The sequence below is a fragment of the Tessaracoccus sp. MC1679 genome (assembly GCF_014164775.1).
Taxonomy (GTDB): Bacteria; Actinomycetota; Actinomycetes; order Propionibacteriales; family Propionibacteriaceae; genus Arachnia.
Genome location: NZ_JACJGB010000008.1, coordinates 156,725 through 176,280, shown reverse-complemented (window position 1 = coordinate 176,280; position 19,556 = coordinate 156,725). Strand labels below are relative to the sequence as shown.

Sequence of the window (19,556 nt, the reverse complement as noted above, 5' to 3'; positions counted from 1 at the left end):
TGTTGGCACAGCGGGCCCAAGATGGGCCATCTGCGAACTGGCACTTCAGCCCAGCAGCTGCGGTGGGTTTGCCTCCCGACGCACGAAGTAGGTCCAGAAGCCGGCCAGACGCCCGGCGGAATCGACCGTCCAGCGGACCCATCGGGTGCGTGGCGTGGAGCCAGGGCGGATCATCCGCCAGGGCAGCATGGCGGTCTTCTTGAGGAAGTCGCCGAGGAACAGCCGCAGGGTTGGCGTGGCCCTCTCAGACTCGGGATGGCGGGCGGCTACCGCGATCCGGGCCTTTGCCATGAGGAACTCCTTCTTCACCACTCTGGTGCGCGGGGTGATGCTGAAGCGAACCACGGCGTCAGCGACATACGAGATGGGGTAACCACGCTCCTGCACCCGCCAAGAGAACTCGAGGTCGTCGCAGCCGTACGGAGGCAGCGACTCGTCGAAGCCACCGACGTCGAAGAATGCGTCGCGGGTGATCGAGAAGTTGCATCCCGGCACGTGAGGAAGATAGGTGGTCGCCATCAGGGAGTCGCTGAAAGCACCAATCTCGGCCGTGCCGTCAGGCCGGTAGGCCTCAACTCGGCCACCACCCAGGCCCGATTGGATCATGGCAGCGTGCGCTGCCACCCACCCGGGCTTCACCGCATCGTCGGCGTCGCAGTAGGCGAGGAGCCGCCCCCGCGCGGCCCTCGCGCCGGCATTGCGGGCAAAGGGGATGCCGGGTTGCTGCCCGGAGTCGATGATCTGCGCCGCGGCGACGGCGCCGAGGGCGTTGCTGGCCCACTCTTCCGCTATGCCCTGGGTTCCGTCGGTCGAGCCGTTGTTGGAGATGATCACTTCAAAGGCTGGCGCACCCACCTGCGCGCTCAACGCGTCGAGTTGTCTGCGGAGCGTCGTTGCCCCGTTCCGCACGCAGATGATCACACTTACTTCGACCGGCGGGAGGCCCGTCATGAGTGGCTCCGTAACTGTTCGACGATGGCTTGAACTGGGTCAGTATCTGGTGGCACGAATCGGGTGGGGCTGCCGCCCCAAGGCGCCAGCCCGTATCGAGCCCACATCTCCGACAGCCAGGTTGGCGGTCGGTCATGGAAGACCCAGGCCGGGATCCCTCTCGCAGCAGCCTCAAGGACACCGGTGGAGAAGGCGGCGACAGTGGGCCTCAAGACCTCCGCGAGCGATCCTCCGGCCTCGATCTTCATGCCCATGGCCCGCCACACGGCGTGCTGTGCCCGCGACAGCTTGTCCTCCTCGCGTGGGTGGGGGCGGTATGTTGCCCCGGTCAGCCGCCAGAACTTCGTCACGGAGCGCGTCATCGCCGCGCGGGAGAGTTCCGCTCCGTGTAGTTGCCCCAGGAACACCGGCTTCTCGAAGCGGCTCACGTGGGGCGCCTGGTGCTGCGAGGCAGCGTGGAGGAGTGGCGACCCGACCGTGACCGTCCTCAAGTCGGCTCGCCCGGCAGCCAGGAAAGCAGCGTCCGCATCGGACCAGGCCAGGACGGCGCTGCCCACAGGTGGGGGTGGGGAGTACGGGGTCAGAAGGCCGTGCTGCACGACAAGTTGGTGCCAACTGTTTTCGCGAGCCATCTTGTGCGCCCAGTAGCCGACCCCGAGGTGGTCGCCGATGGAGGCGACCGCCCGGATGCTGCCGAGCGCGTCTCCGGCGTCCACCTCGGTCCATGCGGTACCAAGCCTCAACTCCACGGTGGCGGGCTGCGCGATGACCGCCGGGAGATCCGGTGCCGCGCTGAGGGGCTCCAGCAGGGCGTGCTGGTTGGTGGGTGAGTTGGAGTCGCACGCCACAAGAAGCCGTTGGGTGTCGCCACGGGTCCAGAAGCGCATCTCGAGCGGCGCCGCCGCACGTCGCGTCAGCCGGTCCTTGAGGACATGCAGCCGCCGCCGCGAGGCGTGCCATTCCTGCCAGGACTCCAGGTCCTTGAACCTCAAGCCCATAGCTCGGCCACCTTCGCGGCACGGTGCGCCCAGGTGTGCTCCGCCAGGGTGCGCCTCCGCCCCGCGTCGCGGATCGCGTCCCCCCACCGGTCGTCGCTGATAGCCCGACGGCAGAGGTCGGCGAGTTCTTCGTCGCCATTGAAGACGGCGACCTCGGTGCCCGGTTCGTAGTAGGCCGCGACGTCGGCCCGATCGATGAGTTGGACCCCACCGACACCGGGAACCTCGAAGGTCTTCATCGTGAAGCCGTCCTGATCGCCGTGGATGTTGATGGCTGCCGGGGCGCCAGCGGTGAGTTCGTAGCCGGCGAGCCTCGCGATGTCTCGGGCGGCTGGGACGGCGGGACGTCGCACCTGCCAAGTGCGGGCGAGGTCGATCGGGTTGCTGGACCAGTCGCGTCCGAACGCCCGGATCGGGATGCCTGCCCGGGCGAGGTCCGTCAGCAACTGTTCGCGCAGGGGGTAGCGGGCGCCGATGAAGACGACCTCGTTCGTGTGCCGCGGCGTCGGTGTCATCGCCGGGTCGAACGCGTTCGGAAGGTGGAGGCAGGCGCGCCCCGAAGCTTGGAAGGCCGCAGTGTCATTGGGCGAGTAGGAGATGACGTGGTCGTACTGGTCGAGGAGTGAGTCGGTGTGGGCCGTTCGGCGCACCTCGTCCCAGAGCCAGACGTAGCGCTTGGACGCAACCTCGTCCAGCGCCGCGAAGACCTCATCGCCGAACTGGTCGCCACGGATCACGAGTGTGATGTTCGGCTTGTGCGCGCGGATCGCGCTGGCTGTGTCCGACGTGATCCCGCTGTTCTCTGTTCCGCGGTTGACGCCGAGTTTCTGCGGCAGCTCAACTGAAAGCTTGTGCGTCAGCTTTGCCCGAAGGTTGGGCTTGTGGTCGTAGCAGTGGACATCGATGTCGAATCCATTCTGCCGGAAGCCGTCCGCGATGCTGCGCCAATAGCCGTGGAAGACCGGCGCGACCAACAACAGACGAGGGCGAGTGGTCATCCCCACACCCCTGGCAGGCTCGTGTCGTTTGAGCCGCTCCGGGTCCTCCCCAAGGCAGCCTCAGAACATCTGGTCGTCAAACTCGCCCCCTCCCGACTAGCCAAGCCTACGTGATGCCGCGGCGAGAGGCTCCCACTTACCCGGTGGGGCATACTCGGTGGCAGGCAACGGCGAGCGGCGAACGGTGGTGACTCATGCGGCCAGATGTGCACAGAGCAATCTCGAGGATCAAGCAACAGCGGCCCCAATCGCAGCGGGAACCCACTGGCGCTTGCGCAACCTGGACAGCGGCGTGCCGGTGCTGCGGTCAGGGCTTCAAGTTCTTACCGTCGAGGAGACGCTTCAAAGGATCATCGTGGATGGGCGTTCGGTCGCCAGGTTCGGCGACGGGGAGCTGCGGCTCGCGACACGGGCCCTGGGCATTGGGTTCCAGGCGAGTTCGCCGGCCTTGGCATCGGCCTTGGCTGAGGTGGCGCGAACCCAGGACCCGCGCTTGGAGGTCTGCGTGCCGGGGATCTTCGGTTCGCTGAAGGACTTCACGCCGGAGGCTCAGTTGATCTGGCGGAAGCATCTGCTGCGAGAGAGGGGTCGCTGGGTTCGGTTGTTCGACCCCGCCGTGACCTATGGCAACGCATTTCTGAGTCGGCCCTACATCGACTGGGAGGACAAGACGCTGGCTGGCCACCGGTTCGCACTGCTCAAGCGGATCTGGGAGGACCGAGACGTGGTCGTGGTCGAGGGGGCCCAGACACGCATGGGAGTCGGGAACGACCTCCTGGCCCAGGCCCGGAGCGTGGAACGGATACTCGCCCCTGCCACTGACGCTTGGGGTCGCAGGAACGAGATCTTGGAGGCCGCCGCAGCGCTCGGGCGCGACCGGTTGCTGCTCCTTGCTTTGGGCCCGACGGCAACCGTGCTGGCCCGAGACCTGTGCCTGATGGGGTTCCAGGCCATAGACATCGGCCATGTCGACGTCGAGTATGAGTGGTTTCTGGCGGCTGCGTCGTCGAAGACCCCGATCGCAGGCAAGCACGTGAACGAGGCCGGTGGCGCCTCCCGCGTGACGATTGAGGACTCCAGTTACCAGCGTCAGGTGATCGCGCGGATCAAGTGAGGCGGATCCGGCTGGCCGGCGGTATGCGCTCGTTCAGGGGTTCCTGCTGCGCCACGCGTGCAGAATGCCCTTGATCTTGCGGACCAATCGTGTTTCTCGCAGTCGCTCAAGGTGCCGATAGCGTTGCATGAGCTTGTCCCGTTGCCAAGCGGCCCAGTTCCGCTCATCGATGCACGCAAAGTGTCCCCTCCAGAAGGCTTCTGCATTGGCGAGATAGAGGTTTGAGTTGTTCCGAAACAGCTGTGCGTAGGAGGCGATCAGCTTGTCGCGAGCGGCTCCCTCGGAAAGGGCCCGGGCCATGGACCCTGAGTGTCGTCGGTAGAAGAACAGGACCTCGTCGATCCGGTGAACTCTTCGGCCAAGGCTCAGGACCTTGAGGTTGAAGTCGTGATCCTCAAGGCCCGCGTGCATTGCCTGGTCGTAGCCCCCCGCCCGAGCCCAGTCGGCTCGTCGGAACAACGAAGTGGCAAAGATGCAGTTCTCGACCAAGATCGCGTCCATGGAGAACTCGGGAAGTGGCCATTCGCCACTCTGGTCGCCGAACAGTTCCGCTCGGCAGTAGACGATACCGATGTCTTGGTTGTTGTCTAGTACCTCGGCGGCGAGGCGGCAGTAGCGTGGGTCGATGAGATCGTCGGAGTCGAGCGGAAGGAAGTAGTCACCCAACGATGAGGCGATCCCCGCATTCCTCGCAGCGGACAGCCCTCGATTCTCTTGCTGAATCACCTTGATCCGGTGGTCGTGAGCTGCCTGTTCCTGCCAGAAGGCCACCCGGTCGAGGGTTAGGGCATCGGTCGAACCATCGTCGACGAGGATGACCTCGATTTCCGAATGGTCCTGCTCCAGCGCACTTCGCATTGTTTCGTCCAGCGTTGCGCCGTAGTTGAAGCAGGGCACGATAATGCTCACGAGGGTCATGGCGTCTTCTCCAGGGACCAGGGGGCGTCGAGATCGGGTGGCAGGTAGCTTCGCGGTCGCGGCCTCATCTGCTTCGCTTCCAGGCGTAGCCGGCACGCGAACTCCACGCGTGCTCAATGATGCCGAGTTCGTCTCTGCGCGCCGCGCGTGCGTCCACGTCGGGCACCCGGCGAAGTTGTCGCGTGAGATTCCAGAGGTAGTTGAGTTGCGTGGCGACGCGGAGCGCCAGGCGCAGCCTGTCGGCGCCACCCCACTTGTGCGCGTACTGGAAGCGGGAGTCGGTGACCCAACCGCGGCGCTTCGCCGAGGGCGAGGAGCCGCCGCCGACGTGTTCGACCCCCACCTGCGGGAGGTAGACCGACGGCACCCCGAGCGTCGTCAGGCGGCGCTGGAGGTCGACCTCCTCGCTGTTCATGTAAAACCGCTCATCCATGCCGCCCGCCCGCTCGAAGGCCTCTCGCGGGAGCAGCATGCACGCACCCATGACCCAGTCGGTCGGCGTGCCGTCCTGGGCTTCGAAGGCGGCGACGTCGTGGCCGACGAAGCGATGCCATAGCCGCGTCTGGCGGAACCGGGCCAGGGGCGTCAGCCACTCCCAGGCGTGGTGGCGCACCCTGGGCCACTTGCGTGCGGTGTGGATCGGCTGGCCTGCCTCGAGGACCTTGGGGCTGCAGACGGCGGGCTGATGGGGCCTCGCGGCCGCCAGCAGATCGGCGAGTGTGTCGGGGCCAAGCGAGAGGTCGCTGTTGAGGATCACGATGTAGTCGCCCGTGGCCACGGCTGCCGCCGAGTTCACGTTGGAGCTGAAGCCGCCGTTCTCCGAGCGCCGCACCAGTTGGTAGCCGGGGCCTTCGGGGAAGGGCACCGGGGAGAGATCGTCGCTGACGATGATCTCGAGGCCGCTCAGCCCCTCCTGCCCCCGAAGCTGTTCGATGAGCGTCAACGTGGGCTCGGGATCGCCGTAGTGAGGGATTAGTGCGCTGAGCGTCGTCACAAGGGGCTCCCGCCGAGCCGGACGCTTTCGTTCCAGCGGGCCACCTGAAACACCGCACCGGCAGCCGCGTCGCGGCCCTCGCGCCGCCGGAGTCGGGCGGGAAGCTGCTTTGCCCACTCGACGAACCATCTGGCGGATGTCTTGTTGCTGGCTGGGGGTCTGATGCCTTCGTCGTGGCGGTGCTTGTCGTACAGGCGGGCGTGCGCTCGGCCGTACCGCCACTGCTGCCTCAGGTAGTTGCGAAGGCCGCTGCGCTGGGTGTAGTCGACGACTGCATGCGGATGGTGGGCGATGCAGAAACCCGCTTGGGTGAGCCGCCAGCCGAAGTCCACGTCCTCCTGGCCGGTAGCCAGCGTCTCATCGAAGCCCTGGACCGCTTCCCAGACTTCCCTGCGAAAGCCCATGTTGCAGCCTGGCATGTAGGGGAGATAGCCCATGGACGTTGGCACCGAGCCGGCATTCCACATGGCTTCGCGGTTGGGCTCGTCGGGGAACACCAGATTCAGAGGTCCGGTGGCGCACGGGTTGTCTCGAAGGGAACCGCGCATGGCCGCCACCCAGCCTGGGTGCACCGCGTCGTCGCCGTCGCAGATCAGGATGAGGGGATCGTCGCTCGCTCGGATGGCTGCGTTGCGCGCGTGCGCCACGCCGGGCAGATCTGAGGAGTCCACCACGTCGATGCCGCCGGAGAACCGCGCGTTCCAGTTCCGCGCGATGAGCGCGGTGGCGTCGGTCGATCCGTTGTCGCTGACCACCACCCGGAAGTCCATGTCGGATTGCTCGTTCAGCGCCGCGAGTTGCCGCGGTAGCCGGGTGGCCTCGTTCCTGCAGGGGATGATAACGACGATGTCGGTGTCCATGGCTGCGCTCTTCGGTCGATTTGGCGGCAAGCCTAGTTCAGTTGGCCGAGGCGAACGAGGTTGGCGAACTCCTCGTTGATCTGAACAAGTTCCTCCATCGTCCCGCGAGCTGCGATCCTCCCTTCAGAGAAGAAGAGGATCTGGTCAGCGTGCTTGACGGTTGAGAGCCTGTGAGCGACGACGACGATGGTCACCTTGCCATGGAGATCCTTGAGAGTCTGCGTGATCCGCGATTCTGTCTCGTTGTCGAGGGCAGACGTCGCCTCGTCGAGTATCAGGACCTGGGGCTGTCGGTACAGCGCGCGCGCGATGCCGATTCGCTGCTGCTGGCCACCGGAGAGACGAAGCCCCTGCTGTCCGAGCAAGCTGTCAATGCCGTCGGGCATGCTGGCCAGGAAGTCGTCGAGTTGAGCCAAATGGAGGGCCCGTCGGACACGGTCGTCGTCGACCTGGTCCTCCGGGAAGCCGAACGCGACGTTTTCGCGGATGCTTTTCGGCATGGCGAACACGCTCTGCGCCACCATGCCCAGCTGCGCCCACCAAGCGGTTGGGTGGTCGTGGATGCTCACGCCGTCGACGGTCATGGAGCCGTGGTCAGGTGTGAAGAGAGCCAGAAGCAGATCGACGAACGTGGTCTTGCCTGCGCCGCTCGCCCCGACCAGGGCCACGGTGTGTCCCTTGGGGATCACGCCCGAAACCCGGTCCAGAACGGGTTCGGAGGCATCGGGGAACGTGAACGTCACGTCGTCGAACACGATGTCAGCCATCGGGAAGGTGTGCGTGTCGGATGCGCTGGTCTCTGGGCGAGGCTCATCCCGTAGAGTCGTGATTTCGTGGCTGAGTGCGCGCAGGTTAGGGATCGCGCTGCGAATGCGCCCGATGGTCGCCACGGCACGGTTTAGCGCAGGGACGATCCGTAGTGCGCCAACTGCAAACACCCCGAGGAATGCGAATGCTGCCTCCTGAGTCGAGGTGAGAAACAAGAAGCCCGCCACGACCATGATTCCGAGGATCATCAGGATCTCTAGGACTACGCGAGGGACCTCACCGAGCACCCCGACACTGCGCCCGGCCATGCTCGCTTCAAACATGGTGGAGGCGTATTGGCTAGAGAACTGGTCACTAGCGTTCGAAATACGGGCCTCTTTGAAGCCATCGATCGCAGGGTGTAGGAACCCCCAGCTCTTGACGTTGGCAACTCGAGCCGCTTCCCCGAGCTTGAGCTGCGTCCTCTTGAGTAGCGCCTGGAGAACCCATGCGGATCCGCCGAAGAACACGACTGCCACCAACGTGGCGCTAGGCGAGACCATCAGTAACGCGACCATGACCGCGACGGCTGAGAAGATGTCCACCGCAAGGAGGATCACATCGCCTGCCGTTCCGAAGGCCCCGGGCACATAGCCCGTCATCGTCTGGTACAGATCGTCGCGCTTTCGCTGCCGGTGTGACGCCCAAGGTGAAGTGGTGTAGAGCGAGAGCATTGAATAACTGGCGTCTGCGGAGGCCCTTGCCACAACGCCGAGGTTCCACCACCGGAAGGCGACGGCCCCCGCGTTCTTGATCAGCATCATGATCACAACGGCCACGAGAATCACTATGAGCAGTTCTTGCTGAGTCTGAGCTCCCGTTACCCCCGCGACCATGCTCAAGACCTGCGAGTCTGCTGGTGTCATGCCGCTGAGCACCTGCATTAGAGGCAGCGTCAGGACCACTGCAACGAGGTCGAAGGCAGCGATCGCGAGCGAACCAAGCAGGATTCCGATGAGCTTGGGGCGCATGCGCCACGGAACCAGCGTGAAGGCTTGGCGAAGATCACCGATGACCTCACGAATCTCACGCACGTGTGCTCCATGTCTCTGTCTAGGGGACAGCTAGGCTATCAGTACGTCCCGGGACACTAGTTGATCTATTTTCCTCGCAGCCAACCTCGACTTCGAGCGAGGCCGCGCGCTCGTTGGCGGAGCCACCTGAAGGGTGCGGTTCTCCGCTCCCACACGGCAAGCTGAGCGGTCTTCGCGGCGAGCATCGCCTCCTGCTGGCCGATCATGCGCCAAGAGGCTCGTAGGAACTGGCCAAGGTGTTCCGGGTTGTTGCGGAGGATGGCTTCCAATGTGGCAGATCGTGCAGCAACAGGGTCCTGTGCCGACCGCGAGCCGTCCCGCATCCGGTAGTGCAATCGGGCAGTTGGCATCTCCCGGGCGATGCCACCGTCTCGTAGCAGCCGAACCCAGAACTCCCAGTCCTCGTACCCGAGGCGCAGTGATTCGTCGTATCCGCCGACGTCCCTCCATGCCGCTGTGCGGAACATCGCTGTCCCAGGAAAGGAGGTGTTGACCATCAAATGATCAAGTGTGGTTTCGCCTCTAAGTGGAACCGCCCCGCCCCGAGTGCCGAACAACTCCAACTTGGGATAAGCAACGAGGACTCGTGGGTCTGCAAGAATGCCCATGCCCTCCTCGACGGCTTGAGGGTCGAGCCAGTCATCTCCGTCAAGCAGCTGGATGAAGTCTCCGTGCGCGGCAGCAATGGCAGCGTTTCTGGCGGCGGATACGCCGCCGTTCTGCTGCCGCAGGAGCCGCACGTTATCTCGGGGTTGGACAGGCGTGGGCGATCCATCGTCGATGACAAGGACCTCAATGTTGGAGTACGTCTGCGAGAGGGCCGAACGGATGGCTTGGTCTAGGTGCTCTGGATCGTCGTTGAACGTCGGGATGACGATCGACACCAGTGAACCCATATCGCCATCCTAACCTCGTGCTTTCATGACGGTGGGTGGACTGCAGTGGCCTGGGATGGCGAAAGTGCCCCTGACTTGGGATGATGTGTTTTGCGAAGCACAATCATTCAACAAGCGAGGAGCACCTTCGAGGTGAAGAGTACCGGCTCGTATCCCAGGGTTCATGTCGATACCGCGAAGGTGACCGCGGTCGGCCAGGCTGGCGGGATCCTGCTGACCGAAACCATCCGCGCGGCCGGCCTGGACCGGGCCCTGTCGGAGGCGCTGTCCCGGTGGCGGAAACCGTTGGCGGTCCACGACCCAGGCAAGATCATCTGCGATCTGGCGATGTCGCTGGTGCTCGGCGGTGAAGCGTTGAGTGACCTCGCCACCCTGCGCGCGGAACCGGGGGTCTACGGCCCGGTGGCGTCGGATCCGACCGTGTCGCGGCTCATCGCGACCCTGGCCGAGGACGCGGACAAGGCCATCACAGCGATCGCCGGAGCCCGGCAGCAGGCCCGCGCCACGGTCTGGGCCCTGGCGGGTCACCATGCCCCGGACCATGAGGCGACTGCCGAGGATCCTGTGGTGATCGATCTCGACGCGTCGCTGATCACCGCGCATTCGGAGAAGCAGCGCGCGGCTGCGACGTTCAAGCGAGGGTTCGGGTTCCACCCGTTGATGGCGTTCGCCGACCACGGACCTGAGGGCACCGGCGAAGCGTTGGTGGTCCACCTACGCCCCGGGAACGCCGGTTCGAACACCGCGACCGATCACATCACCGTCACCAAGCAGGCTCTCGCGCAGCTCCCCGACCGCGACCCTCGCCCGGGACGCAGGGTCCTGGTCCGCGCGGACGGGGCCGGCGGCACGAAGGAGTTCACCAAGTGGCTGACCGGGCGCAGGGTGGCGTACTCGGTCGGGTTCACCCTCCCCATGGACACCCCCGACTTCTACCACCTGGTCCCTGAGTGGGTTTGGGTGCCGGCCCTCAACAGCGATGGCGAGGCTCGCGAGGGGGCCGATCTTGCTGACTTCACCGGACTGCTGGATCTCGACGGTTGGCCTGCCGGGATGCGGGTGATCGTCCGCCGCGAACGGCCCCACCCCGGCGCTCAGCTGCGGTTCGACGACGTCGACGGCTACCGGCTCACCGCCTTCGCGACCAACACCACCCTCGGCACCCTGCAGCAGCTGGAGTTGCGGCATCGTCGCCGCGCCCGCTGCGAAGACCGGATCCGGATCGCGAAAGACACAGGCCTGGCCAACCTCCCGTTGCACGGGTTCGACCAGAATCGGATCTGGTGCCAGATCGTCGCCCTGGCCTCCGAGTTGCAGGCCTGGAGCGCGATGCTGGCCCTGGCCGGTCATGAAGCCCGCCGCTGGGAACCGAAACGGCTCCGCTACCGGCTCTACACCATCCCCGCGACCCTCGCCAGAAGAGCCCGCCGCACCGTCGTCCACTTCAGCGACCGATCCCGCTGGGCCGAGCTGATCATCGACAGCATCAGCCGACTCCGAAACCTCCCGGCACCAGCCACCTGACCCTATGTCCTCCACATGTCCCTCTGAATCTGGCAGCTCTCGGCCTGGAAACCCGCACCGCAGACGTCACGCGGGGTCTTGTCGCACCCACCTGCAAGAATCAGAACAACCTCGACGCCACCGGCGCCGACCAGCCCCACACAGGGCCGTCATGAAATATCGAGGCTAAGCGAGAAACATTTCATGACCTTCCTGCTCGACCTGCGGCAGCAACATCCTCCTGGAATGTGGGGGAGATGTCACAAGGAGAACCGGGCGCGGATACGAGCCCGCAGCCCCTTCAGTGGGGCAACGGCGCGCCGTTCCAGCGCGAACAGTGAGTCATTGACCCCTGGGCCATGCCTGTGCCAGGCTTCCTCGTCGGAAGCCTTGATCTGGTCAAAGACGGGTGATGAGGAAGTCGCCGACATTTCTGTTTCCACCGGAAAGCCGCCGAGCACCCAGTTCCGCTTACGCTGCCTTGACATGAGCCAATCGTCGCCGTACCAGACCTTCATGTCATCTGGGATGGGGACGTAATCCACGCGTCGCAAGAACATCGCCACTCCGTAGCCATCGGTCCTCTCGTAGGCGGGCCGCCACCACTTCGTGCTCGCATCCGAGGCTCGGAAACAGGAGGAATGGAGCCCGACCAGCCCGACGAGGCGCTTCCAACGGAGTGCCCGAGAGACTTCGCCCAGTAGGTCTTCCAAGGGCAGAATGTCATCGTTGAGGATTGCGAGGAACTCCCCCTGCGCAGTTCGGACGCCGAGGTTCCAGGCGGGATTCACGAAGATGTTCCGCTCCTGCTGGAGCACGCGAACGTTGGGCAGATCCCAGGACAAGGGGTCGCGGGAGTTGTTTACAACGAGCACCTCATGCACCAACGGGTGGCCCGAGCACTGTTCAACAAGCGGCCACAGCTGACTAGCTCTCTGCATCGTCGGAATGACGACGGAGAACCGCCCCTTGGTTTCGGTCATGCCGGATAGGGTACCGGTCACGTTCTTCTATGCTCGGGCGCTGGGATGGGTCACAGCTAGTGTGCTGCTCCGGAACTTGGCTGCCGCCGCTAGGCTAATGTCAGGACAAGCGAGGCGAAGGTGCCTTGAGCTGAGGAGCATCATATGGCCATTCGGATCGGTTTGGTGGGGTACGGCGACGGTGGTCGGCTCTTCCACGCGCCCTACATTCGGGCTTCCGACGCGGCCGAGTTGGTCGGCGTCGTCGTGCGCAGCCCCGAGCGGGTGCGGCAGTTGGCCGAGGACCACCCGGCGGTGCCCGCGTACGCCTCGCTCGGCGAACTGATCGACGCAGGGGTCGACGCCGTGACGATCTCCACCCCACCCGAGACGCGCCGCGACCTGGTGCTCGAGGCCTTGGGACGTGGCGTCAGCGTCCTGGCGGACAAGCCGTTCGGGCCGTCGGCCGCAGCGGCGCAGGAGTTGGTAGACGCCGCGCGGGAGGCGCGGCGCATGCTCAATGTATTCCACAACCGGCGCTACGACACCGACATCGTGACGGCGCGGGCGGTTGTCGCCACCGGCCGCTTGGGGGAGTTGACCCGGCTGGATCTGAGGTTCGACCTCGACGAGCCGGGCACCCTGGAGGCCGGGCCGACCGGCGGCCTGCTCCGAGACCTCGGCAGCCACCTCGTCGACCAAGCGCTGACCCTCATGGGACCCGCGGTCTCCGTCACCGCATACCTCGACTACTTCGAGCTACCCGCTGGGCGCACAGACAGTGGGTTTGTGATCAACATCGCGCATGTCGGCGGGCGCCACTCGCACGTCTCGGCCAGCAAGGTCAACGCGCTCGTCTCCAAGGAACTGCGTCTCCACGGCACGCTCGGGTCTTACACCTCCGACTTCAGCGACGTGCAGACCGAGGCCATCAAGCGGGGCGAGCGCCCCGTCGGGCGCCGCGACGAGTGGGGCCTGGAGGTCGAGTCGCGCTGGGGCACGCTCTCCATTGCCGGCCAGCAGCCGGAGAGGGTGCCGTCGGAGCGGGGCGACTACTCGAACCTCTACGACGAGTTCGCTGCCGCCGTCGAGCAGGGCGGCCCGGGTCCGGTACCGTGGGAGCAGGGGGTCGCGGTCCTGCGGGTGCTCGATGCTGCCCGCCGCAGCGCCGACGAGGGGCGCACCATCGAGGTCTGACCTCCGAACCATTGGTGGAGTTCTTCGGGCGACAAGGCTAACCGGAACCGATACGTTGGTGCCAGGGCGAGTCGACAGCAGGACCGGCGAGTTGTGCGCCGCCTCCACCGACTGCGGATCACGTACGATCCAGTAGAACGCCGACTCGGTCTGAGTGCGTTGGCGCCGAGGAGGGGGGGCACGATGACGACCTACCTGATGGCCCCCGACCGGGCTGCGGCGACCGGTGGGGTCAAGGTGATGTACGGGATCGCGCGCGCGCTGCGACAACTCGGCCACGAGGCCGTGGTCTGGCAGAGCGCTTCCCAGGCTTCGTCCGAAGCGTTGTGCGCCAACAGCCTCCGCCTGGAGGCAGGTGACCGGCTCTGGGTCGTCGAGGTGGCGCCCCCCGAGACGCGTGAGGAACTGCGCGGCCTCCCCGTGGTGGTGTTGAACCAGGCCCACTACTACACGATCGGGATCCACGCGGATTACCCCGCGCTCGACGCCCCGTACCCGGGCTGGCCGGACGCCGCCGTCGTCGTTGCCACGTCCGAGAGCATCCGCGACTACCTGGCGGAGATCGACGTCCGCCTGCCGGTGCACCATCTCCGCCTCTACGTGGACGCGCTCTTCTTCCAGCAGGCTCCGCCGCCATCTCAGCGCCCCAGGGTGCTCAGCTTCATGCCACGGCGACGCGAAACCGAGCTGAAAGCGCTTGTCAACGCCATGCGCCGCGATCCGATCCTGCGGCGGTGGTCGTTTCGCCCCATCGACGGTCTGAGCTGGGAAGGAGTAGCTGATGCGCTCCGGGAGAGCGCCGTCTTCGTCCACGGGGCGGTGCAGGAAGGGCTTGGGCTGCCGGGCCTGGAGGCGATGGCGGCCGGCGCGTACCTGGCAGGCTTCCCCGGCGACGGAGGGCGGGAGTTCATGCGCCCCGAGTTCTGCACCGCCCTGCCCGACAGCGACCTCACGGGGTCGACCCGCACCCTGCGCGACCTCCTGCACCGCTTCGACGCTGATCCCGAGGCTTTCGACGCTTCGGCGCAGTTGGCGAGGGAGTTCGCCGCTGAGAACTACGGCTGGGACGGCTTCGTTGGGCGCGTCCAAGCCGTTCAGGAGGCCCTGGGCGACACGGCCCGGATCCTCAGGCCCGTGACTATCGAGCACACCACGCACCTGGCCAGGCGGGCCCAGCGGTTGCCGCTGCGCAAGCGCCTCGGGATGATCCGCCGGGCGATCAGGCCGTGACCGCGATCCACGGCCGCGACCCGCAGGGCGAGCGGCGCCCCCGACTCGTCGTCCTCAGCCACGCCGCCCCCCGCTCCCAAACCGGCAACGCCGGCCAGAACTATCTGTCGGCACGGGTGCGGCACTGGCAAGCCGGCTTCGACGTGCGGTGCATTCTCCTGCAGGGCCGCTCGGCACGGGAGGACCTCGACGAGGCGCTGTGCCCGGTGCATGTCCTGGCCAAGGCGCGCCGGGGTCGGTGGCGTCAGGCCCTGAGTAACCGGGTGCGCCGCACGTTCGTCGGGGTAGCCGACCCTGCGGTGGCGAGGGACCTGCGCGCCGACGCGGCGGCCCGGGAGTGGCTCGCCGAGGCCGACGTGGTGGCGCTGGAATGGCAGGAGATGGCGGGGCACGCGAGGACGGTCCGGGAGCTTGCCCCGAGGGCCCAGATCGTGTCGGTGCTGCACGACGTTGTTTCGCAGTCGGTCGACCGCAAGCGATCGCTGAGCGGAAGCCTGCGCGAACGGCTCAAGTGGTCGCTCGTCGGCGCTGGTGCCCGCGCCGCTGAGCGCTGGATCATGCGGACGTCGGACGTCGCGGTGGTGCTGAGCGAGAAGGACCGGGGCCTGCTGCCTCGTGGGAGGGCGCGCGTTGCGGTGGTCCCGCCGGCGATCGACGCGCCGGCGGCGCCGCGTCGACGCCCCGAGCCAAACCGGACGATCATGGTCGCCAGTTGGCGACAGGAGGACCTCACCGGCCTGCGCTGGTTCCTCGACGAGGTCCTTCCCCTCGTGCAGGGGGCCGGGGTCGAGCCCGACATCCATCTCATCGGGCGCATGGCCGAAGAGGCCCAAGCCCAGTTGCGGAACGAGCCGATCACGATCAGCGGCTTCGTGCCCAGCATCACCTCCGAGTACGAGTCGGCGGCCGTCGCGATCGTGCCGCTCCAGCTGGGGGCTGGCGTGAAGTTCAAGACCGTTGAAGCCATCCTCCACCGCGTGCCGATCGTGACGACCCCCGTCGGCGCCGAGGGCGTGCGCGGGTTGGAGGGCACGGCGAAAGTGTCCGGCGCCGCGGCGGCCTTCGCCGATCGCCTTGCCTGGATCCTGAGGGACCCGGCGGCGGCCCAGGCCGAGGCCGACGCGCTGGCTGAGGAGGTCGCGAAGCTCCACAGCATGGCGGCGTTCCATCAGTCGATGCGCGAACTGCTCTAGTCGGCCGCGCTCGCGTTCATCGTCGCAGGTGCCGCAGCCTCCATACCACGGTGGTCAGCCCCGACTTCCGTGCCAATGGGGCGACCAACTGCTTGACCCTTGACTGCCACTTCGGGCGGTGCCAGTAGGACCCGCCGTCGACGGTGAGCAGGTAGTCGAACCACTCTCCCGCCGAGTCGTAGCCGATGCCCCACCAGCCGTCCTCCGGGGCCTTGCGGCGGTACGGCCGCTGGTCGTCTTCGGTGAGGTCGCCGTGGGCGCCCATCTGCGTCATCCCACGCTGCCAGAGGTCGCTCTTGTAGCGGGAGATGAAGAGCCGGGGGTCGGTTCCCAGGCCCTTGGCCGCGAGGAGCATCATGGCCGCGCCGCAGTTGCGGTGGTCGGGGTGGTAGTCGTGCGTCGACGTCGCCCTGAGTCGGGTGGCGCCGTCCGGCATTGCGAACCGCTTGGCCAGTGCCACTACCCCTGCGACGGAGCTTCCGCCGTCTGGCTGCCGATCCGCTGCTGGAGGAACGATCGGGTTCCCGCCCAGCAGCCGGACCCCCGCGGCGAACTCGCGATCCCGGGCGGCGATGAACTCCTCCACGTCGGGGACGCGGCCCAGCGTCTCCGCGGTCGGCCCGGTGTGTGCCGGATCCTCCTTGCCGTCGGTGACGAGGAGCACGTCCACGGTGAGCCCCGCCGCGACGTCGGCCTTGATCGCGGCGCCGAGGGTGAGCATCTCGTCGTCCTGGTGGGGGACGAGGTAGAGGGCCCGGTCGGAACCCCTCGGGCTCCCGTTCATGGCTTCCCGCCCACGAGGCCGCGCGTCCGGAGTTCCCGATCCACGCGCTGCCACATCTGCGTGTACGTGAACTGCCCACGCATCCGCTCGGCGGCGGCGCGGCCGAGGGAGTCGCGCAACTGGAAGTCGTCGCGGGCCCGCATGAGCTGCTCGCGGAGCCCCGACGCGTCCCCGGGGTCGAAGAGCAGGGCTTCGGAGTCGGTAAAGTACTCGCGCATTGGCGCGGTGCCGCTGACGACGACGCAGGCTCCCGCCCCGGCGGCCTCCATCGCGACGGTCTGGCCGGTGGGGTAGGCCAGATCCTTTGTGGGGATGACGACGATCTCCGCGTCGGCGATGAGGCGGGCGTACTCCGCGCTCGGCACCGTTCCGCGGAAGTTCACCCCTGGCGGCGGAGTCCTCCCGCCAAGGTTGACCTCCTTGCAGTAGAGGTCGACCACCAGGTCGGTGCCCGCGACCGCGTCGAACAGGGTCGGATAGTCGCGACCCCGGTCGAAGCCGATCGCGACGATCCCGCCCTGCCGCCCTGCCTGCGGCACGAAGGGGTGGTTCTCTGGGGCGAACCCGAAGGGCACCGAGGCCAGCCGGTCGGGATGGAAGCCTGCGTCGTGGAGGATGTCCAGCTGGTTCGCGCTCCAGGCGAAGGTGAGGTCGACGCCAGCGTACGACTTGACGAGGTTCCTGCGTGTCGCGGCGTCAGCGTGGCGGAGTTCCTCCGCCAACCAACACTCGAACATCACCAGCGGCAGGCTGCGCCACGGGGGCAGCCGTCGCTGCTTCAGCCAGGAGGCGGCAAGAGCCTCTCTCTCGAGGAACGCGATCACAAGATCTGAGCGCCATGCTTTCAGCGTCGACCGGAGCGTCTTGTCGAGCGGGCGCCGGGTTCGGTGTTCGACGACATCCCGGAGTTTCCTGTGGAGCCGAGCCCGGGCATCGGGAACGTCGACAAGTTCGTAACCGAAGCCTCGCAGCTTGTCGATCCCGTACGGGCCGTCGGCTGCTCGGCCGGTCGTGAGCACCAGCGCTCGTCTCATGGTTGCCCCCCCGGGATTGCTACCTGTGAGCGTAGTCGATGGGCCGGCCGGGATCGAGAGCTGGGGGCGGTCGCGCTAGCGCAGGGCGTCGGCGAGCATTGGATTGTTCTCCAAGGCGTAGGTGAGCGCCGTCGTCGCGCCCGCCGTCGTGATGTGGTCGGAGTCCGAGTACAGCTGGGTGGTGTCGGTCGCACGCCTGCACACCGACTCGTCGCAGAAGGCGCCGTGGATCGAGACGACCTCGGCGCCCGTGCCGTCGAGCACACGGTGAAGGTCCGCCGTCCGGGCCTCGAAGCCCGACGCGAAGTAGGACGCATCCCACTCACAGATCTGCCCGGGCAGGGCCAGCGAGTGGCGGTGGGTGCAGCTGGACATGTCCATCGGCCACGTGGGGTTGTCGTCGAGCACGAACACCTTCCGCCCCAGGTTGGCCAGGCCATCGACCGCGGCCCGCATGCCCTGTTCCTCTGCCGCGGACAGGCCCCCGCCGTCGCGGCCGAGCTGCCGGCTGTAGATCACCGTCGACAGGTTCGGGTTCTGCTCGACGTACGCCAGCAGCCGGGCCACGCCGTCGAGCGAGCCGAACGGCTTGGGGGAGCGCACCGTGATCACCTCGAAGTTCAGGTCGGGGAAGAGCTCGCGGAACCCCGGGATGAGGTGTTCGGCATGGGAGTCGCCGATCAGCAGAAGTTGGGCCTCACCTGGGAGCGTCGTCCCGCAGAGGCCGTTGCTGAGTTGCGCCATCGCCTCGTCCCGGCAGGGCTGAAGCTCATGCTCGACGTCGGCCTGCGCGACCGAGTTGAACCTCGACGCCATGGGTCCGCCGGGAGCCATCGCGGGGAGCACGATCTGCGTCACCGCGAGCCAGGCGGCCAACGCGGTCGCCGCGGGTGGCAGCAGAATCCTGGTCGCCGTCGCCGCGACGGCGCGGGCGCCGTCGACGTGCAGCGCCCTGAAGGGCTGCTCCACGTAGCGGTAGGTCAGGTAGGCGGGCAGGAAGGCTGCCGCCGCGGCGAGAACGGGGGCGGTTTGGGTGAACGGCCACACCGCCTTCGCGACGACGATCAGGGGCCAGTGCCACAGGTAGAGGGAGTAGGACCAGTCGCCGACCGCGACCATCGGCGGGCTTGCCAGCCCCCGCGACAGCACGGTTGAGCCGCGCCGTCCCGCCGCCAGCAGGAGCACGGTGCCGGCAACTGGGAGGAGCGTCCACCTCCCCGGGAACGGAGTCTCGGGCGTGATCGCGACGAAGCTCACCGCCAGCATCGCCGCGCCAGCCAGCCCGGCGACGGTGAGCAGCAGCTGCGGCACGTGGCGCACCAGACCCACGAGCAGGGCCAGGAGGCATCCGGCCAGGAACTCCCACGCGCGGGGGAGGGGCCCGTAGTAGCCGAACGGGAACGCGGTGCCCAGTCGGATGGCGTACAGGGAGAGGAGCGCCAAAGCGGCCAGCCCCGCAAAGGGGAGCGCTTTCGCGATCGGCCGCTTGAGCCGGGTGGAGGCCCACAGCAGCGCCGCCGTCGCCGCGGGCAACGCCAGGTAGAACTGTTCCTCCACCGAGAGCGACCACGTGTGCAGCAGAGCGTTCTTCTCGGCGGCTGCGCCGAAGTAGTCGCCGGTGTTGAAGGCGATGACGGCGTTGGCGATGCCGAAAGTCGCGCCCAACGCGGTCTGATACGTCGTCTCCTGCGGACCCAAGGGGGAGAGGAAGAGGAACGCCAGGATGACGGTCGCGATCGACGTGACGGCGAGCGCCGGGCCGAGTCGCTTCAAGCGCCGCACGTAGAAGCGCCCGAAGCGGATGCGGCCGTGGGTGGCGTGCTCCCGAAGCAGCATGAGGGTGATGATGAACCCGGAGATGACGAAGAAGATGTCGACGCCGACGAACCCGCCGGGGAGGGGCAGCCCTGCGTGGGCGGCCATGACCGAGAGGACTGCGACGGCGCGAAGGCCCTGGACGTCGCGCAGGAGCCGTGGCGCCTCTGCGTTCGGTGCGGTCATCGTTCCCCTATGTGTCGCCTGATCGCCGAATGCTAACGCTCTGGATTATGGGCGCGCCAGCCCTGCCCGAGCCGATATTGTG

17 protein-coding genes are annotated in these 19,556 nt (G+C 66.8%); 5 read left to right on the top strand and 12 right to left on the bottom strand.

What is annotated here, in order from left to right; genetic code table 11:
* Window positions 1-45: 45 nt before the first annotated feature.
* From H5398_RS14300 to H5398_RS14290, 3 genes are read right to left on the bottom strand one after another with little or no spacing between them, the layout of a single operon-like run.
* Window positions 46-951, bottom strand: coding sequence for a glycosyltransferase family 2 protein (locus tag H5398_RS14300; RefSeq protein ID WP_182800479.1), 906 nt, complete (start codon window positions 949-951; stop codon window positions 46-48).
* Entirely contained in the window at window positions 948-1,949 is a 1,002-nt protein-coding gene (locus H5398_RS14295) for an RNA-binding protein (RefSeq protein WP_182800478.1), read from the bottom strand. Before H5398_RS14295 ends, H5398_RS14300 begins: the two co-directional genes overlap by 4 nt.
* Window positions 1,940-2,947 carry a glycosyltransferase gene (locus H5398_RS14290; RefSeq protein WP_182800477.1) on the bottom strand — a complete coding sequence of 336 codons (1,008 nt, stop codon included), beginning with the start codon at window positions 2,945-2,947 and terminating at the stop codon, window positions 1,940-1,942. Before H5398_RS14290 ends, H5398_RS14295 begins: the two co-directional genes overlap by 10 nt.
* Before the next feature lie 157 nt (window positions 2,948-3,104).
* Here H5398_RS14290 and H5398_RS14285 point away from each other — a divergent pair, with 157 nt between their 5' ends.
* Complete coding sequence (locus H5398_RS14285) at window positions 3,105-4,061, top strand: SP_1767 family glycosyltransferase (protein ID WP_182800476.1); 957 nt, start codon at window positions 3,105-3,107, stop codon at window positions 4,059-4,061.
* Window positions 4,062-4,094: 33 nt separating this feature from the next.
* Here H5398_RS14285 and H5398_RS14280 read toward each other — a convergent pair whose 3' ends face one another.
* From H5398_RS14280 to H5398_RS14265, 5 genes are all read right to left on the bottom strand, one after another.
* A complete protein-coding gene (locus H5398_RS14280) occupies window positions 4,095-4,979 on the bottom strand; it encodes a glycosyltransferase family A protein (RefSeq protein WP_182800475.1) in 885 nt (294 codons plus the stop codon).
* A 64-nt stretch (window positions 4,980-5,043) separates the two neighbouring features.
* Complete coding sequence (locus H5398_RS14275) at window positions 5,044-5,973, bottom strand: glycosyltransferase family 2 protein (protein WP_220489486.1); 930 nt, start codon at window positions 5,971-5,973, stop codon at window positions 5,044-5,046.
* Window positions 5,970-6,833, bottom strand: a complete 864-nt coding sequence (locus tag H5398_RS16900; protein ID WP_220489485.1) for a glycosyltransferase family 2 protein — start codon at window positions 6,831-6,833, stop codon at window positions 5,970-5,972. Before H5398_RS16900 ends, H5398_RS14275 begins: the two co-directional genes overlap by 4 nt.
* A 32-nt stretch (window positions 6,834-6,865) precedes the next feature.
* On the bottom strand, window positions 6,866-8,674 hold the full coding sequence (locus H5398_RS17900; protein ID WP_182800473.1) for an ABC transporter ATP-binding protein: 1,809 nt from the start codon (window positions 8,672-8,674) through the stop codon (window positions 6,866-6,868).
* 65 nt (window positions 8,675-8,739) lie between these two features.
* Entirely contained in the window at window positions 8,740-9,570 is an 831-nt protein-coding gene (locus tag H5398_RS14265) for a glycosyltransferase family A protein (RefSeq protein ID WP_182800472.1), read from the bottom strand.
* A 132-nt stretch (window positions 9,571-9,702) separates the two neighbouring features.
* Between H5398_RS14265 and H5398_RS14260 the strand changes: the two genes are divergently transcribed.
* Complete coding sequence (locus H5398_RS14260; RefSeq protein ID WP_182800471.1) at window positions 9,703-11,094, top strand: IS1380 family transposase; 1,392 nt, start codon at window positions 9,703-9,705, stop codon at window positions 11,092-11,094.
* Window positions 11,095-11,333: 239 nt separating this feature from the next.
* Here H5398_RS14260 and H5398_RS14255 read toward each other — a convergent pair whose 3' ends face one another.
* A complete protein-coding gene (locus H5398_RS14255; RefSeq protein ID WP_182800470.1) occupies window positions 11,334-12,056 on the bottom strand; it encodes a glycosyltransferase family 2 protein in 723 nt (240 codons plus the stop codon).
* A gap of 144 nt (window positions 12,057-12,200) precedes the next feature.
* Between H5398_RS14255 and H5398_RS14250 the strand changes: the two genes are divergently transcribed.
* The 3 genes from H5398_RS14250 to H5398_RS17895 all read left to right on the top strand — a co-directional run bounded on the left by H5398_RS14250 (window position 12,201) and on the right by H5398_RS17895 (window position 15,655).
* A complete protein-coding gene (locus H5398_RS14250) occupies window positions 12,201-13,232 on the top strand; it encodes a Gfo/Idh/MocA family protein (RefSeq protein ID WP_182800469.1) in 1,032 nt (343 codons plus the stop codon).
* 183 nt (window positions 13,233-13,415) lie between these two features.
* A complete protein-coding gene (locus H5398_RS14245) occupies window positions 13,416-14,462 on the top strand; it encodes a glycosyltransferase (protein ID WP_182800468.1) in 1,047 nt (348 codons plus the stop codon).
* Window positions 14,459-15,655 carry a glycosyltransferase family 4 protein gene (locus H5398_RS17895; RefSeq protein ID WP_182800467.1) on the top strand — a complete coding sequence of 399 codons (1,197 nt, stop codon included), beginning with the start codon at window positions 14,459-14,461 and terminating at the stop codon, window positions 15,653-15,655. Before H5398_RS14245 ends, H5398_RS17895 begins: the two co-directional genes overlap by 4 nt.
* A gap of 16 nt (window positions 15,656-15,671) precedes the next feature.
* On the opposite strand, the gene H5398_RS14235 is transcribed toward H5398_RS17895, so the two are convergent.
* The 3 genes from H5398_RS14235 to H5398_RS14225 form a co-directional block, all read right to left on the bottom strand.
* Window positions 15,672-16,439: a PIG-L deacetylase family protein gene (locus H5398_RS14235; protein ID WP_182800466.1), complete on the bottom strand. Its 768-nt coding sequence runs from the start codon at window positions 16,437-16,439 to the stop codon at window positions 15,672-15,674.
* Window positions 16,436-17,473: a glycosyltransferase gene (locus H5398_RS14230; RefSeq protein WP_182800465.1), complete on the bottom strand. Its 1,038-nt coding sequence runs from the start codon at window positions 17,471-17,473 to the stop codon at window positions 16,436-16,438. Before H5398_RS14230 ends, H5398_RS14235 begins: the two co-directional genes overlap by 4 nt.
* A gap of 75 nt (window positions 17,474-17,548) precedes the next feature.
* A complete protein-coding gene (locus H5398_RS14225) occupies window positions 17,549-19,474 on the bottom strand; it encodes an acyltransferase family protein (protein ID WP_182800464.1) in 1,926 nt (641 codons plus the stop codon).
* Window positions 19,475-19,556 lie beyond the last annotated feature (82 nt).